General features: G+C 47.2%; 14 protein-coding genes, 2 tRNA genes and 2 other RNA genes. 9 read left to right on the forward strand and 9 right to left on the reverse strand.

Annotated elements, in window-relative coordinates; translation table 11 throughout:
* Nucleotides 1–11: 11 nt before the first annotated feature.
* The 3 genes from oppC to oppA all read right to left on the reverse strand — a co-directional run bounded on the left by oppC (nucleotide 12) and on the right by oppA (nucleotide 3,572).
* Complete coding sequence (oppC, locus tag HGD79_RS04940) at nucleotides 12–920, reverse strand: oligopeptide ABC transporter permease OppC (RefSeq protein WP_000979661.1); 909 nt, start codon at nucleotides 918–920, stop codon at nucleotides 12–14.
* A 14-nt stretch (nucleotides 921–934) separates the two neighbouring features.
* Nucleotides 935–1,855: an oligopeptide ABC transporter permease OppB gene (gene oppB / locus HGD79_RS04945; RefSeq protein ID WP_000911112.1), complete on the reverse strand. Its 921-nt coding sequence runs from the start codon at nucleotides 1,853–1,855 to the stop codon at nucleotides 935–937.
* An 85-nt stretch (nucleotides 1,856–1,940) separates the two neighbouring features.
* Nucleotides 1,941–3,572: an oligopeptide ABC transporter substrate-binding protein OppA gene (oppA, locus tag HGD79_RS04950; RefSeq protein ID WP_000182041.1), complete on the reverse strand. Its 1,632-nt coding sequence runs from the start codon at nucleotides 3,570–3,572 to the stop codon at nucleotides 1,941–1,943.
* Nucleotides 3,573–3,855: 283 nt separating this feature from the next.
* Between oppA and HGD79_RS04955 the strand changes: the two genes are divergently transcribed.
* Nucleotides 3,856–4,152 carry a hypothetical protein gene (locus HGD79_RS04955; protein WP_001211521.1) on the forward strand — a complete coding sequence of 99 codons (297 nt, stop codon included), beginning with the start codon at nucleotides 3,856–3,858 and terminating at the stop codon, nucleotides 4,150–4,152.
* A gap of 157 nt (nucleotides 4,153–4,309) precedes the next feature.
* Here the strand turns inward: HGD79_RS04955 and ychE (HGD79_RS04960) are convergent, their stop codons facing one another.
* Together ychE (HGD79_RS04960) and ychE (HGD79_RS26540) are read right to left on the reverse strand one after the other, a co-directional pair.
* The gene (gene ychE, locus HGD79_RS04960) at nucleotides 4,310–4,957 is read right to left on the reverse strand and encodes an NAAT family transporter YchE (protein WP_000616554.1); all 648 of its coding nucleotides are present in this window, start codon (nucleotides 4,955–4,957) and stop codon (nucleotides 4,310–4,312) included.
* Nucleotides 4,958–4,987: 30 nt separating this feature from the next.
* Nucleotides 4,988–5,041 (reverse strand): protein YchT, encoded by a 54-nt coding sequence (ychE, locus tag HGD79_RS26540; RefSeq protein WP_211180492.1) that lies wholly within the window; start codon nucleotides 5,039–5,041, stop codon nucleotides 4,988–4,990.
* A gap of 392 nt (nucleotides 5,042–5,433) precedes the next feature.
* On the opposite strand from ychE (HGD79_RS26540), the gene adhE reads away from it, so the two are divergent.
* A complete protein-coding gene (gene adhE, locus HGD79_RS04965; RefSeq protein ID WP_000301651.1) occupies nucleotides 5,434–8,109 on the forward strand; it encodes a bifunctional acetaldehyde-CoA/alcohol dehydrogenase in 2,676 nt (891 codons plus the stop codon).
* Between the two features lie 301 nt (nucleotides 8,110–8,410).
* Here the strand turns inward: adhE and tdk are convergent, their stop codons facing one another.
* On the reverse strand, nucleotides 8,411–9,028 hold the full coding sequence (tdk, locus tag HGD79_RS04970) for a thymidine kinase (RefSeq protein ID WP_000068079.1): 618 nt from the start codon (nucleotides 9,026–9,028) through the stop codon (nucleotides 8,411–8,413).
* A gap of 604 nt (nucleotides 9,029–9,632) precedes the next feature.
* Between tdk and hns the strand changes: the two genes are divergently transcribed.
* Nucleotides 9,633–10,046, forward strand: coding sequence for a histone-like nucleoid-structuring protein H-NS (gene hns / locus HGD79_RS04975; RefSeq protein WP_001287378.1), 414 nt, complete (start codon nucleotides 9,633–9,635; stop codon nucleotides 10,044–10,046).
* A 143-nt stretch (nucleotides 10,047–10,189) separates the two neighbouring features.
* On the opposite strand, the gene galU is transcribed toward hns, so the two are convergent.
* The 3 genes from galU to rssA form a co-directional block, all read right to left on the reverse strand.
* A complete protein-coding gene (galU, locus tag HGD79_RS04980) occupies nucleotides 10,190–11,098 on the reverse strand; it encodes a UTP--glucose-1-phosphate uridylyltransferase GalU (RefSeq protein ID WP_000718995.1) in 909 nt (302 codons plus the stop codon).
* Between the two features lie 201 nt (nucleotides 11,099–11,299).
* Nucleotides 11,300–12,313: a two-component system response regulator RssB gene (gene rssB / locus HGD79_RS04985; RefSeq protein ID WP_000193447.1), complete on the reverse strand. Its 1,014-nt coding sequence runs from the start codon at nucleotides 12,311–12,313 to the stop codon at nucleotides 11,300–11,302.
* A 91-nt stretch (nucleotides 12,314–12,404) separates the two neighbouring features.
* Entirely contained in the window at nucleotides 12,405–13,310 is a 906-nt protein-coding gene (rssA, locus tag HGD79_RS04990) for a patatin-like phospholipase RssA (RefSeq protein ID WP_001295622.1), read from the reverse strand.
* Between the two features lie 112 nt (nucleotides 13,311–13,422).
* Here rssA and HGD79_RS04995 point away from each other — a divergent pair, with 112 nt between their 5' ends.
* From HGD79_RS04995 to HGD79_RS05020, 6 genes are all read left to right on the forward strand, one after another.
* Nucleotides 13,423–13,881 (forward strand): YchJ family protein, encoded by a 459-nt coding sequence (locus HGD79_RS04995; protein ID WP_001307143.1) that lies wholly within the window; start codon nucleotides 13,423–13,425, stop codon nucleotides 13,879–13,881.
* Between the two features lie 49 nt (nucleotides 13,882–13,930).
* Complete coding sequence (purU, locus tag HGD79_RS05000) at nucleotides 13,931–14,773, forward strand: formyltetrahydrofolate deformylase (RefSeq protein ID WP_000555849.1); 843 nt, start codon at nucleotides 13,931–13,933, stop codon at nucleotides 14,771–14,773.
* A gap of 159 nt (nucleotides 14,774–14,932) precedes the next feature.
* A tRNA-Tyr gene (locus HGD79_RS05005) sits at nucleotides 14,933–15,017 on the forward strand.
* Between the two features lie 34 nt (nucleotides 15,018–15,051).
* Nucleotides 15,052–15,136 (forward strand) — tRNA-Tyr (locus HGD79_RS05010).
* Nucleotides 15,137–15,183: 47 nt separating this feature from the next.
* Nucleotides 15,184–15,315: non-coding RNA, RtT sRNA (locus HGD79_RS05015), on the forward strand.
* Between the two features lie 46 nt (nucleotides 15,316–15,361).
* Nucleotides 15,362–15,493: non-coding RNA, RtT sRNA (locus HGD79_RS05020), on the forward strand.
* The last annotated feature ends 58 nt before the right edge of the window (nucleotides 15,494–15,551 follow it).

A 15,551-nucleotide genomic window follows, 5' to 3' on the forward strand; every position in this document is an offset into this window, starting at 1 on the left:
GGCTGCACTCCTTAACGATCTTTCGGGTCGAGGGCATCACGCAAGCCATCGCCGATAAAGTTGAAACAAAACAGCGTCACCACGAGGAATCCCGCTGGGAACAACAATAACCATGGAGAGACTTCCATCGAGTTCGCGCCATCACTCAGCAATGCACCCCAGCTGCTTAACGGCTCTTGCGTACCCAACCCCAGGAAGCTAAGGAAAGATTCAAAGAGGATCATGCTGGGCACCAGAAGTGATGCGTAGACCACCACCACACCGAGTACATTCGGCACAATGTGGCGAATAACAATGCCCGATGTCGATACACCGCCAACTTGTGCCGCCTCAATAAACTCTTTGCGCTTCAGACTCAGGGTTTGCCCACGCACAATACGAGCCATATCCAGCCAGGAAACCATGCCAATCGCCACGAAAATCAGCAGGATGTTTTGACCGAAAAAGGTCACAAGCAAAATGACGAAGAACATGAATGGGAAGGAGTTGAGGATTTCCAGCAGACGCATCATTACCGAATCCACTTTACCGCCCAGATAACCGGAAAGCGAACCATAAAGTGTCCCGACGACCACAGCCACCAGTGCCGCAGCAACACCGACCATGAGTGAGATACGCCCGCCAATCGCAACGCGCACAAGCAGGTCGCGACCGGATGAGTCAGTACCAAAGTAGTGACCGGACTCCATATCCGGGGCGCTGGACATCATCGCCCAGTCAGTATCGTCATAGGCAAACTGGGAAAGCATCGGTGCCAGGATTACAAATAACGCGATCAGCACCAGCACTATCAGACTGGCAACCGCCGCACGGTTATGCATAAAACGTCGACGTGCGTCCTGCCACAAGCTGCGCCCTTCGACCTCCAGCTTTTCACTGAAATTTTCCAGCGTCTCGCTGTTTTTCTTACTTAACATCATCGCGAGCTCCAGTATCAGTAACGAATTTTCGGGTCGATAACCGCATATAGCACATCGACAATGGCATTAAACAAAATGGTTAAAGCACCAACCAGGATGGTCAGGCTTAACACTAAGGAATAGTCACGGTTCAATGCGCCATTAACGAACAGTTGTCCAATCCCCGGCAAACCATAAATGGTTTCGATAACCATAGAACCGGTAATAATGCCGACAAATGCGGGGCCCATATAAGAGAGCACGGGTAACAGAGCAGGTTTTAATGCGTGACGTAAAATGATCCGCCGCATAGGTAACCCTTTCGCCCGGGCAGTACGAATAAAATTGGAGTGTAATACTTCAATCATAGAGCCACGGGTAATACGCGCAATACTGGCGATATAAGCGAGTGACAACGCCACCATCGGCAATATCATGAATTTAAGCGCCCCACCATTCCAGCCACCGCCCGGCAGCCAATGCAAAATGATCGCAAATATCATGACTAATAATGGTGCAACCACAAAACTGGGGATAACAACCCCGGTCATTGCCAGCCCCATCACGGTATAGTCCCATTTGGTGTTTTGTTTTAATGCGGCAATAACGCCAGCACTAACACCCAGTATTACCGCAAGGAAAAATGCTGCGGCTCCCAGTTTGGCAGAAACGGGAAAACTGGATGCAACCAAGTCATTGACCGAATAATCTTTATATTTAAACGATGGACCGAAATCACCGTGCGCCAGTTGTTTCAGGTAGCTGAAATACTGTGTCATGATCGGATCATTAAGATGATATTTCGCTTCGATATTGGCCATCACTTCTGGCGGTAAAGTACGTTCGCCGGTAAAAGGGCTTCCCGGCGCGAGGCGCATCATAAAGAACGAAATAGTTATAAGAATAAATAGCGTCGGAATCGCTTCCAGACAGCGACGTAGAATAAATTTTAACATTGCCCTACCTTCTGGCCTGTGCCTTCTGTAATGCGATAAAAATCAGACACCGTGGAGCAGGACACTCCTGCCCCACGTATTGCCATTAGTGCTTCACAATGTACATATTCCGGGTATAGGTATTATCCAGCGGATCTTTGCCGGTATAGCCACCAACCCACGGTTTCACCAGACGCGCATTCACGTAGTAATAAACAGGAACAATGGCCGAATCCTTATCCAGCTGTTGTTCTGCTTTAGTGTACAGAGCTGTGCGCCGCGCCTCGTCAGTCACTTTCAGCGTTTCCGCCATAATGCTGTCAAAGGCCGGGCTCTTATAATGCGCGGTATTCATCGAGCTGTTCGAAAGCATGGTGTTCAGGAAGGAAGTTGGTTCGTTGTAGTCAGCACACCAGCCTGCACGGGCCACATCAAAAGTACCCTGGTGACGGGTGTCGAGGAACGTTTTCCACTCCTGGTTAACCAGTTTGACGTTTACACCAATGTTTTTCTTCCACAATGAAGAGGCAGCAATCGCCAGCTTTTTATGCAGATCGGAGGTGTTATACAACAGGTTGATGGTCAACGGTTTGTCTGCGGTATAACCCGCTTCAGCCAGCAGTTTTTTCGCTTCTTCGTTACGTTTTTCCTGGCTCCAGCCAAACCATTCCGGCTGAGTCAATTTTGCGCCATCAGTATACGGTGGAGTGTAACCATAGGCGGGCATGTCGCCCTGCGCTTTCACTTTATTAACAATGATATCGCGGTCCATACCTAGTTTCAGTGCGGTACGCACACGCACATCGTTGAATGGCGGTTTCTGGTTGTTAATTTCGTAATAGTAAGTGCACAGGTATGGATCAACGTGAACTTCGTCCGGGATCTCTTTTTTCAGCTTCTGGAACAATTCGATCGGCATGTTGTTATAAGTCATGTCGATTTCACCACTACGGTAGCGGTTGACATCGGTAACTTCAGAAGCAATAGGCAAATAGGTTACCTGGTTAATAACGGTTTTCGCGTTGTTCCAGTAGGTCGGGCTGCGTTCAAGAACGATTCGTTCGTTTACGACCCAATCTTTTAAGGTATAGGCACCGTTGGTGACGATATTACCAGGCTGGGTCCATTTTTCGCCGAATTTCTCGATAGCGGCTTTTGGCACCGGTGAAGTTGATGGGTGAACAAGTAATTTATAGAAGTACGGAACGGGTTCACTTAAGGTGACTTCTAATGTGTGATCATCAATAGCTTTCACGCCGAGATCGGTAATCGGTTTTTTCCCTTCAAGAATTTCATCAATACCGGCGATATGCCCATATTGCAGATAACTGGCATACGGAGAAGCAGTGTTCGGATCAACAGAACGTTGCCAGCTATACACAAAGTCTTGTGCTGTGACTGGCGTGCCATCAGACCATTTCGCATCTTTACGCAAATGGAAGGTCCAGACTTTCGCGTCTTTATTATCCCAGGATTCAGCGACGCCAGGTGCTGGATGACCGTCAAGATCGCTGACCAGTAAGCCTTCAAACAGGTCTCGGCTGATATTAGACTCCGGAACACCTTCAATTTTGTGCGGATCTAATGACTGAACTTCTGAACCATTGTTACGTACCAGTGTTTGTTTTTCCGCCAGTGTGACGCCTGCGGGTACATCAGCTGCCAGCGCGACATTCCCTGCCATTAGCGCAGCCAGAACGCCAGCTGCTACTAAACTTCTCTTGGTGATGTTGGTCATTGTTTTTTGGACTCCCTCATTATAATTACTGGTATTAACCAGCATGTGTAATCCCGGATTGGGACCCTGCACAGGCTCGGAGACTTTCTGCTGTCAGGTTACTTTATCGTTACGTATTACTATCACCGACTTTATTTATTCTGGTGATTCAGACGATCACCTTATGTCGATTCGTACTGTGTCTCCCCTGTCGAGACACATTATTCTTTCGCGACGCTCTTTAATTGTTAATTATTCTCATTACCAATAAAGAATCGTCTGGCGGTTGCCCGGAAAGTACCAAATGCGGTTCTTACTCGCCAATACATTTTGCAAAATTGTTAAGCAATTCTCTTTTATTGACCGTATCAGAATCTATAGCTTGCATCCATGCCTTAACAAACATCTTTCAATTCAATCAAATAGAGATTGGCTAAGCATGTCTATCTTTTCTGATTACAGTTCCAGTAGTGAAATGCACAATAATTTAACAATTGATTATTATTTAGCACTTTCCTCTACCAAAGGCAGTGGAATTACTAATATCATTTCAATTATTCTTCAGCAAGCCCAGGATTATGATGTGGCGAAAATAACATGATGGTGAGGAGAAGCAGTTAAGGAAATCCTTATAACTAACTGTAATTTGAGAAGAATATTTTTACCTATTCCTTTTGCTTTTGATAACTGCGCGGGAACAAAGTAAAAATAATGACGAAGTAAACGGAGCATGGCAGCTCCGTTTCATTTGAAAGGAATTAATTAAGCAGGCCGGGGAAAATCCCCTTAATACCAGTAACGATAAATTCAATCCCCAATGCCATCAGCAATAGCCCCATAATACGCGTAATCACGTTGATGCCGGTCTGGCGTAAAACCCGTACCAGCCACGGTGCCATGCGGAACAATCCCCAGCAACATAAAGCGAACAATGCAATAGCCACAAAGAAACCAAACAGATAGCTAATGCTGTGATAACGCGTACCCCAGACGATGGTAGAACTGATCGCCCCTGGCCCCGCCATCAACGGCAACGCCAATGGCACCACACCAATGCTTTCACGTACCGCGGTTTCTGATTTTTCTTGCTTGTTCTGTTTATCCTCGCCAAGCTTGCCGCTGATCATCGACATCGCTATCGTCACCACCAGGATGCCCCCGGCGATACGGAACGAATCAATTGATATACCAAAAAGTTGCAGAATCGTGTCGCCGAGAAAAAGCGAGATCCACAAGATAATGGCCACAGACAGGTTGGCTGTAAGGTTAGTTTTGTTTCGCGCTGCCGCTGTCTGATAACTGGTCATGCTGATAAAGACGGGAATAATCCCTACCGGGTTGACCAGCGCAAATAACCCGATGAAAAATTTGAAGTAAACGGGAAAATCAAAAAAGGTCTGAATCACGGTTAGCTCCGAAGCAAAAGCCGGATAATGTTAGCCATAAATAAGGTTGAAAAGACGCGCTGACAATACGCCTTTTGACAGCATTTTTCACCTCCTAACTACTTAAAATTGCTATCATTCGTTATTGTTATCTAGTTGTGCAAAACATGCTAATGTAGCCACCAAATCATACTACAATTTATTAACTGTTAGCTATAATGGCGAAAAGCGATGCTGAAAGGTGTCAGCTTTGCAAAAATTTGATTTGGATCACGTAATCAGTACCCAGAAGTGAGTAATCTTGCTTACGCCACCTGGAAGTGACGCATTAGAGATAATAACTCTAATGTTTAAACTCTTTTAGTAAATCACAGTGAGTGTGAGCGCGAGTAAGCTTTTGATTTTCATAGGTTAAGCAAATCATCACCGCACTGACTATACTCTCGTATTCGAGCAGATGATTTACTAAAAAAGTTTAACATTATCAGGAGAGCATTATGGCTGTTACTAATGTCGCTGAACTTAACGCACTCGTAGAGCGTGTAAAAAAAGCCCAGCGTGAATATGCCAGTTTCACTCAAGAGCAAGTAGACAAAATCTTCCGCGCCGCCGCTCTGGCTGCTGCAGATGCTCGAATCCCACTCGCGAAAATGGCCGTTGCCGAATCCGGCATGGGTATCGTCGAAGATAAAGTGATCAAAAACCACTTTGCTTCTGAATATATCTACAACGCCTATAAAGATGAAAAAACCTGTGGTGTTCTGTCTGAAGACGACACTTTTGGTACCATCACTATCGCTGAACCAATCGGTATTATTTGCGGTATCGTTCCGACCACTAACCCGACTTCAACTGCTATCTTCAAATCGCTGATCAGTCTGAAGACCCGTAACGCCATTATCTTCTCCCCGCACCCGCGTGCAAAAGATGCCACCAACAAAGCGGCTGATATCGTTCTGCAGGCTGCTATCGCTGCCGGTGCTCCGAAAGATCTGATCGGCTGGATCGATCAACCTTCTGTTGAACTGTCTAACGCACTGATGCACCACCCAGACATCAACCTGATCCTCGCGACTGGTGGTCCGGGCATGGTTAAAGCCGCATACAGCTCCGGTAAACCAGCTATCGGTGTAGGCGCGGGCAACACTCCAGTTGTTATCGATGAAACTGCTGATATCAAACGTGCAGTTGCATCTGTACTGATGTCCAAAACCTTCGACAACGGCGTAATCTGTGCTTCTGAACAGTCTGTTGTTGTTGTTGACTCTGTTTATGACGCTGTGCGTGAACGTTTTGCAACCCACGGCGGCTATCTGTTGCAGGGTAAAGAGCTGAAAGCTGTTCAGGATGTTATCCTGAAAAACGGTGCGCTGAACGCGGCTATCGTTGGTCAGCCAGCCTATAAAATTGCTGAACTGGCAGGCTTCTCTGTACCAGAAAACACCAAGATTCTGATCGGTGAAGTGACCGTTGTTGATGAAAGCGAACCGTTCGCACATGAAAAACTGTCCCCGACTCTGGCAATGTACCGCGCTAAAGATTTCGAAGACGCGGTAGAAAAAGCAGAGAAACTGGTTGCTATGGGCGGTATCGGTCATACCTCTTGCCTGTACACTGACCAGGATAACCAACCGGCTCGCGTTTCTTACTTCGGTCAAAAAATGAAAACGGCTCGTATCCTGATTAACACCCCAGCGTCTCAGGGTGGTATCGGTGACCTGTATAACTTCAAACTCGCACCTTCCCTGACTCTGGGTTGTGGTTCTTGGGGTGGTAACTCCATCTCTGAAAACGTTGGTCCGAAACACCTGATCAACAAGAAAACCGTTGCTAAGCGAGCTGAAAACATGTTGTGGCACAAACTTCCGAAATCTATCTACTTCCGCCGTGGCTCCCTGCCAATCGCGCTGGATGAAGTGATTACTGATGGCCACAAACGTGCGCTCATCGTGACTGACCGCTTCCTGTTCAACAATGGTTATGCTGATCAGATCACTTCCGTACTGAAAGCAGCAGGCGTTGAAACTGAAGTCTTCTTCGAAGTAGAAGCGGACCCGACCCTGAGCATCGTTCGTAAAGGTGCAGAACTGGCAAACTCCTTCAAACCAGACGTGATTATCGCGCTGGGTGGTGGTTCCCCGATGGACGCCGCGAAGATCATGTGGGTTATGTACGAACATCCGGAAACTCACTTCGAAGAGCTGGCGCTGCGCTTTATGGATATCCGTAAACGTATCTACAAGTTCCCGAAAATGGGCGTGAAAGCGAAAATGATCGCTGTCACCACCACTTCTGGTACAGGTTCTGAAGTCACTCCGTTTGCGGTTGTAACTGACGACGCTACTGGTCAGAAATATCCGCTGGCAGACTATGCGCTGACTCCGGATATGGCGATTGTCGACGCCAACCTGGTTATGGACATGCCGAAGTCCCTGTGTGCTTTCGGTGGTCTGGACGCAGTAACTCACGCCATGGAAGCTTATGTTTCTGTACTGGCATCTGAGTTCTCTGATGGTCAGGCTCTGCAGGCACTGAAACTGCTGAAAGAATATCTGCCAGCGTCCTACCACGAAGGGTCTAAAAATCCGGTAGCGCGTGAACGTGTTCACAGTGCAGCGACTATCGCGGGTATCGCGTTTGCGAACGCCTTCCTGGGTGTATGTCACTCAATGGCGCACAAACTGGGTTCCCAGTTCCATATTCCGCACGGTCTGGCAAACGCCCTGCTGATTTGTAACGTTATTCGCTACAATGCGAACGACAACCCGACCAAGCAGACTGCATTCAGCCAGTATGACCGTCCGCAGGCTCGCCGTCGTTATGCTGAAATTGCCGACCACTTGGGTCTGAGCGCACCGGGCGACCGTACTGCTGCTAAGATCGAGAAACTGCTGGCATGGCTGGAAACGCTGAAAGCTGAACTGGGTATTCCGAAATCTATCCGTGAAGCTGGCGTTCAGGAAGCAGACTTCCTGGCGAACGTGGATAAACTGTCTGAAGATGCGTTCGATGACCAGTGCACCGGCGCTAACCCGCGTTACCCGCTGATCTCCGAGCTGAAACAGATCCTGCTGGATACCTACTACGGTCGTGATTATGTAGAAGGTGAAACTGCAGCGAAAAAAGAAGCCGCTCCGGCTAAAGCTGAGAAAAAAGCGAAAAAATCCGCTTAATCAGTAGCGCTGTCTGGCAATATAAACGGCCCCTTCTGGGGCCGTTTTTTTGTTTACCCAAAGCAACTTTTCCATAAACCGACAGCATTAGCCTTCATCATATTTGCGACGATGTATAACGCCTAAACACAGGGATATTGTACTTTACAGGTCACAAGTCAACGTCGGTGCTTAAGAGCCCTGTGAGGCGTATAGCGGCGTTAAAAAACTGCCGAGAAGGGTATATAGCCCGGAAGAAGTGCGTAAAACGAACTGACAGGATAAAAGTGCCCTGCTCACCCTGTCAGTAAAGAAATTCTTATTAATCGTGGCGATGCCTTTCCTGAATAGCCGTTAATGAGCCGACTTGTAACGCCTCTTTATAGTGTTTACGGCATACAGAAACGTATCGTTCATTACCACCAATTACCACCTGCTCACCTTCGTTATAAGGTCTGCCTGCTTGATCAAGACGCAGCACCATGCTTGCTTTACGGCCACAAAAACAGATGGTTTTTAATTCAACCAGTTTGTCGGACCATGCCAGTAAGTATTGGCTGCCAATAAATAATTCACCTCGAAAATCGGTACGTAAACCATAACAAAGTACGGGTATATCGAGTTGATCGACAACCTCCGATAATTCATATACTTGTTGTCTGGTTAAAAACTGGCATTCATCAACCAGTACGCAATGAATTGCCTGCTGTTCATGTTCCGCACGAATCTCATCAAATAATGATGAATTTTGGTTAAATAATTTTGCAGGCGATGACAAACCTATACGCGAACTGACTTTCCCGGCACCAAAGCGATCATCAATTTCTGCCGTATATACGACAGTGCGCATGCCGCGTTCCTGGTAATTGTATGAAGATTGCAACAATGCTGTAGACTTACCCGCATTCATTGCGGAATAGTAGAAATATAGCTGTGCCATCAGCCACAGGCCCTCAATGATATGAAATAAAGTTGGCTGGAGTTTATCATAATTCGTCAGTTTTTCAGCTCAACAGTATGCACAGAAGTGGGTATATGCGTTCTCCCTTACGAAGCCTTGCATAATCCTTCTGAGCTATCATTACAACTGCCTCGCTTGTTATAAGCGGGTAAATGACTGCTGGTAACTATTCACAATCTTTAACCTGTTGCGCAAGTAATAGCCCTCTGTTGACCTCCAGGAGATAGTGCAATACTAAGTCCATGCTCTTATTGCGACTGTTCTACTTTTCATCATTCGCTTAATAGGGAATTCTCGTAAACACAACTAATACAGAAGACTGAAAGGTCGTCAGCCTACGATAATCTCCCCATAAAATGTGACATGAATCAGGAAGTTTTAACCTCACGTGCTGCGAAATCATCGGTGTAAATAGGGCTATATGCCGCGTCTTTTCTGGCTAATTTTATGAAAAGATATTTATTGGCGGCACAAAATAAAGAACAATTTTGAATTCCTTACATTCCTGGCTATTGCACAACTGAATTTAAGGCTCTATTATTACCTCAACAAACCACCCCAATATAAGTTTGAGATTACTACAATGAGCGAAGCACTTAAAATTCTGAACAACATCCGTACTCTTCGTGCGCAGGCAAGAGAATGTACACTTGAAACGCTGGAAGAAATGCTGGAAAAATTAGAAGTTGTTGTTAACGAACGTCGCGAAGAAGAAAGCGCGGCTGCTGCTGAAGTTGAAGAGCGCACTCGTAAACTGCAGCAATATCGCGAAATGCTGATCGCTGACGGTATTGACCCGAACGAACTGCTGAATAGCCTTGCTGCCGTTAAATCTGGCACCAAAGCTAAACGTGCTCAGCGTCCGGCAAAATATAGCTACGTTGACGAAAACGGCGAAACTAAAACCTGGACTGGCCAAGGCCGTACTCCAGCTGTAATCAAAAAAGCAATGGATGAGCAAGGTAAATCCCTCGACGATTTCCTGATCAAGCAATAATCTTTTGTAGATTGCACTTGCTTAAAATCCCGCCAGCGGCGGGATTTTTTATTGTCCGGTTTAAGACAATTTAATAAGAATAAGCTATAAAAAAACGGCGTCGATTGCTCAACGCCGTTTCGTGGATAACACCGATACGGATGTTACTTCTTAATGCCCATCTCTTCTTCAAGCCAGGCTTTAAATTCCGTGCCAAGGGTGTTATGACGAATACCGTATTCAACGAAGGCCTGCATGTAACCTAATTTATTACCGCAGTCATGGCTCTTCCCTTTCATATGATAGGCTTCCACCGTTTCTTTTTCGATCAGCATATCAATTGCGTCGGTGAGCTGAATTTCATCACCAGCTCCCGGAGGGGTTTTTGCCAGCAACGGCCAAATATCCGCGCTAAGTACGTAACGACCCACAATAGCGAGATTAGACGGCGCAACATCCGCTTTCGGTTTTTCTACCACACCAACCATCGGTACGCTTTCACCCGGCGCTAATTCAACGCCTTTGCAATCCACAACGCCATATGCGGTCACATCAGCAACCGGTTCAACCATGATCTGGCTATGACCCGTTTCATCAAAGCGGCGGATCATCTCTGCCAGGTTATCCTGTGACAAATCGGATTCATATTCATCCAGAATAACATCAGGCAAAATAACAGCTACCGGTTCATCACCCACTACCGGGTGAGCACACAATACCGCGTGTCCCAGGCCTTTCGCCAGCCCCTGACGAACTTGCATAATAGTTACGTGCGGCGGACAAATAGACTGCACTTCATCAAGCAGTTGACGTTTTACACGTTTTTCCAGCATTGCTTCCAGTTCAAAACTGGTATCAAAGTGGTTTTCAATAGAGTTTTTAGATGAGTGAGTAACCAGCACAATTTCAGTAATGCCAGCCGCAATACATTCATTCACGACGTATTGAATTAATGGCTTATCGACAAGTGGCAGCATCTCTTTCGGGATGGCTTTCGTCGCCGGCAACATCCTGGTTCCTAATCCCGCAACGGGGATAACGGCTTTTTTGACTTTCGTATTAATGGCAGCCATTTAAATTCTCCTGGACTGTTCGTGTTTTGAACGTGTTCATATTTCTGTATCGCATCCCAGTATATCAGCACCCCGAAGGGGCTAAGTTCTGAAAAGGAGGCGAGTTAGCATAATTAAGACAATTACTTATACGAATGGCGACGATAGTACCACCAGCCGACATTAGCAGGTAATGCAAATTTAGCCCGCGTTATCGTTTGCTCATTCTGCAGACAACATCAAGCGCAGTCGACCACCGGTTCCCCATATTTGGCATTGCCAGGCATCGCATCGCTGGCTCAATTGATTCAAATAAGCGTTACCTAAAGTGCCTAACGGAACACCATTACTGATTTGCACCTGGTGTTCGCCGGTATTTAACGTCGCATTCAGACCCGCAGAAACCAGAATGAGATTTTTCAGTTCGCGATGATAATAGCCAACTAATAGCGGAAACTGCCCCGGCAGATTGGCCTGACGGAGTAAATGGTTTACCTGCTTCAATAACGCGCCCAACTCTGGCAACCGTTGATTTTGGTGTGCAAGCTGTTCCTGTAATAATCCGTTAAACAATGCGCGTAATAACAAGGCAGCAAGTACGCCATTATGTCCAGCTCGAGTGACATCAAGGCAATAAAATGCCAGATCGTTTTCCGAAAGTGCGGCAATATCAAGCACCAGGCCGGGTTTGTCCGCGGCAACCAATTGACGATAATTAACCCGGCAATGGGAAATCACCTGCTGAACCGGCGGTTGTAGTTCCTGTAATAATTTCGCCGCTGCGGCAGGGTTATCAACCATTGCATCCCAGTCGCGAAAAAGCCTTTCCTCTTCCTCAACGCGCGAATTAAACATGCTGGGATAGAGACAGGCAAAAACCATCTCGCGCAAGCGATTCAGATCTTTAACTGGTTTCAGCAAAACATCTTCAACGCCCAGACGTAACGCTTTGGCAATATCTGCCATATTTTCAGTGGCAGATATCACCAGAACTGGGGTCTGGTCGCCTCTGTTACGTATATGCTCCAGCAGTTTAAGCCCGTTCATTCGTGGCATCGCGATATCACATATCATCAGGTCTGGAGTGAAACCTCCCAGCAACTCAAGGGCATCCACCCCATCAGCCGCCAGTACCGTTGTCGCTCCCAATGAGGAAAACCATGAATCCAGAAGCGAGCGAAATACCTGCTCATCTTCAACAATGAGAATCTGTTTTCCGACCAATGGCTGCGTCATGTTCTCTCCCCTGACTGGCTTTACTCAATAGTGGCATGCTATTGCCACCTGCGCCTGTCAGAATTAACTTAAGTGTAGATAAAAATTCTGGTCAAATGTTGGTGCGTACCAACGGCAAAAGTTCGTCCATTTTCCTTTCCACTGCCAGCTGTCCGGCCGCAATGGCAGCGTGCGCGCGATGGAAATCAAGCGTAGATATTTGCGGGCAAACAGGTTGAATCAGAATATCGGGCGGATCACCTGCCATGCGGTTCCTTTTAAGGCGGTTCTCCAGCACCTGGATAGAAGTGGTCATAATCTCTGTTGCCGTTGGCGCTGTCACCGCCCGACGTGTCGTTATGCTGCCTAACCTTTCTTTCAGACGCGCATGCCACGGCAGAGAATCACCATTCTCGCTATTTTCTTCACTGACATTAAAGGAGAGCAAATCTTGTTGCATCAAATGAGCATCGTGCTGCAGGTCAACCGCTATCACAATATCAGCCCCCAATGCACGCGTGAGGGAAATAGGAATTGGGTTAACGACTGCTCCATCAACCAGCCAGTAGCCGTTATGTGCAACAGGTGCCATGAGTCCTGGAATACTGCATGATGCGCGAATAGCAAGATGGAGATCGCCTTCAGTAAACCATAATTCACGTCCCGTACTTAAATTGGTGGCAACAGCCGCAAAGCGACGGGAACAATTTTCGATCTCTGTTTCCGGCATTATTTCGCGGTATTGATTGAAGACACGCTCGCCGCGCAGTAACCCACCGCGCTGCCAGGAGAGATCCATCAGGCGTAAAACATCCCAATAACTGAAAGAGGTCACCCAATCTTCCAGCGCAGATAATCGATCGCATGCATAGGCAGCGCCCACCAGCGAACCAATTGAACATCCTGCAACGATATCAATTTCAATACCCACTTTTTTTAGCGCATTAATAACGCCAATATGCGACCAACCTCTCGCCGCGCCAGATCCCAGCGCCAGCCCTATTTTTATCTTTCTCATTATTCCCGCAAGATTCCCCTGGAATGCAATCGTAGCCACATCGCTACTGCTCGGTTAACATAGTGCTACTCAGGCGGTTAATACGCCGTTATTGTTTCCAGGGAGATTATTTGTGTCTCAGCTTTGTCCCTGTGGTAGTGCTGTCGAGTATAGCCTATGTTGCCACCCTTATGTGTCTGGTGAAAAGGTTGCACCTGATCCAGAACATCTCATGCGTTCGCGTTACTGCGCTTTTGTGATGCAAGACGCAGATTATTTAATAAAGACCTGGCATCCCTCTTGTGGAGCAGCGGCGTTACGTGCCGAATTGATGGCCGGATTTGCGCATACTGAATGGTTGGGATTGACCGTATTTGAACATTGTTGGCAGGACGCCGACAATATCGGATTTGTCAGTTTTGTTGCTCGATTTACCGAAGGTGGTAAAACAGGTGCAATAATTGAACGTTCGCGATTTTTGAAAGAAAACGGTCAATGGTACTATATTGACGGTACACGTCCGCAGTTTGGTCGCAACGATCCCTGCCCTTGTGGTTCAGGTAAAAAATTTAAAAAGTGCTGCGGCCAATAATGGTTGACGGTACGGTTTAGCAAACACTCTCAACAAGGTTTTTCCAGCAATGCATTCACTCCAACGTAAAGTTCTGCGTACTATTTGTCCGGACCAAAAAGGTCTGATCGCACGTATTACCAATATTTGCTACAAGCACGAGTTAAATATCGTACAGAACAATGAATTTGTTGATCACCGTACCGGGCGCTTTTTTATGCGCACGGAACTGGAAGGGATTTTTAATGATTCCACCCTGCTGGCGGATCTCGATAGCGCATTGCCAGAAGGCTCCGTGCGTGAGCTGAATCCTGCCGGTCGTCGCCGGATAGTGATTCTGGTCACTAAAGAAGCGCATTGCCTTGGCGATTTGTTGATGAAAGCCAATTACGGCGGCCTGGATGTCGAAATCGCGGCAGTTATTGGTAACCACGATACTTTACGTTCTCTGGTTGAGCGTTTTGATATTCCGTTTGAGCTGGTAAGCCATGAAGGGTTAAGCCGCAACGAGCACGATCAAAAGATGGCGGACGCCATTGATGCTTATCAACCTGACTATGTGGTGCTGGCGAAGTATATGCGGGTATTAACGCCGGAATTTGTGGCACGCTTCCCGAATAAAATCATCAATATTCACCATTCATTCCTGCCTGCGTTTATCGGCGCACGTCCTTATCACCAGGCCTATGAACGTGGTGTGAAGATTATTGGCGCAACCGCTCACTATGTGAATGACAATCTGGACGAAGGCCCAATCATCATGCAGGACGTTATTCATGTCGATCATACCTACACAGCTGAAGATATGATGCGCGCAGGTCGTGACGTCGAGAAAAACGTCTTAAGTCGTGCGCTATACAAAGTACTGGCACAGCGCGTCTTTGTTTACGGTAATCGGACGATTATTCTTTAATCGCCAGCAAAAATAACTGGTTACCTTTAATCCGTTACGGATGAAAATTACGCAACCAGTTCATTTTTCTCAACGTAACACTTTACAGCGGCGCGTCATTTGATATGATGCGCCCCGCTTCCCGATAAGGGAGCAGGCCAGTAAAAAGCATTACCCCGTGGTGGGGTTCCCGAGCGGCCAAAGGGAGCAGACTGTAAATCTGCCGTCATCGACTTCGAAGGTTCGAATCCTTCCCCCACCACCATCTCAAGTATTACCTCAAAATTTGAATTACCCCTGGTGGGGTTCCCGAGCGGCCAAAGGGAGCAGACTGTAAATCTGCCGTCATCGACTTCGAAGGTTCGAATCCTTCCCCCACCACCATCACTTTTCAAAAGTCCGTAAACTCTCAAACGAATCCGCAATTAAATATTCTGCCCAAGCGGGGAAGGATGAGAAGCTTCGACCAAGGTTCGACTTGAGCGCCAGCGAGAGAGCGTTGCCGCAGGCAACGACCCGAAGGGCGAAGCGCGCAGCGCTGAGTAATCCTTCCCCCACCACCATCACTTTCAAAAGTCCGTGAACTCTCAAACGAATCCGCAATTAAATATTCTGCCCAAGCGGGGAAGGATGAGAAGCTTCGACCAAGGTTCGACTTGAGCACCAGCGAGAGAGCGTTGCCGCAGGCAACGACCCGAAGGGCGAAGCGCGCAGCGCTGAGTAATCCTTCCCCCACCACCATCGCTTCCTTAAATAATCAAAACCTGTTACTCCGAGCTAATTTTGCCCGATGGCACCA

The sequence above is a fragment of the Escherichia sp. SCLE84 genome (assembly GCF_012584495.1).
Classification (GTDB): domain Bacteria; phylum Pseudomonadota; class Gammaproteobacteria; order Enterobacterales; family Enterobacteriaceae; genus ECMA0423.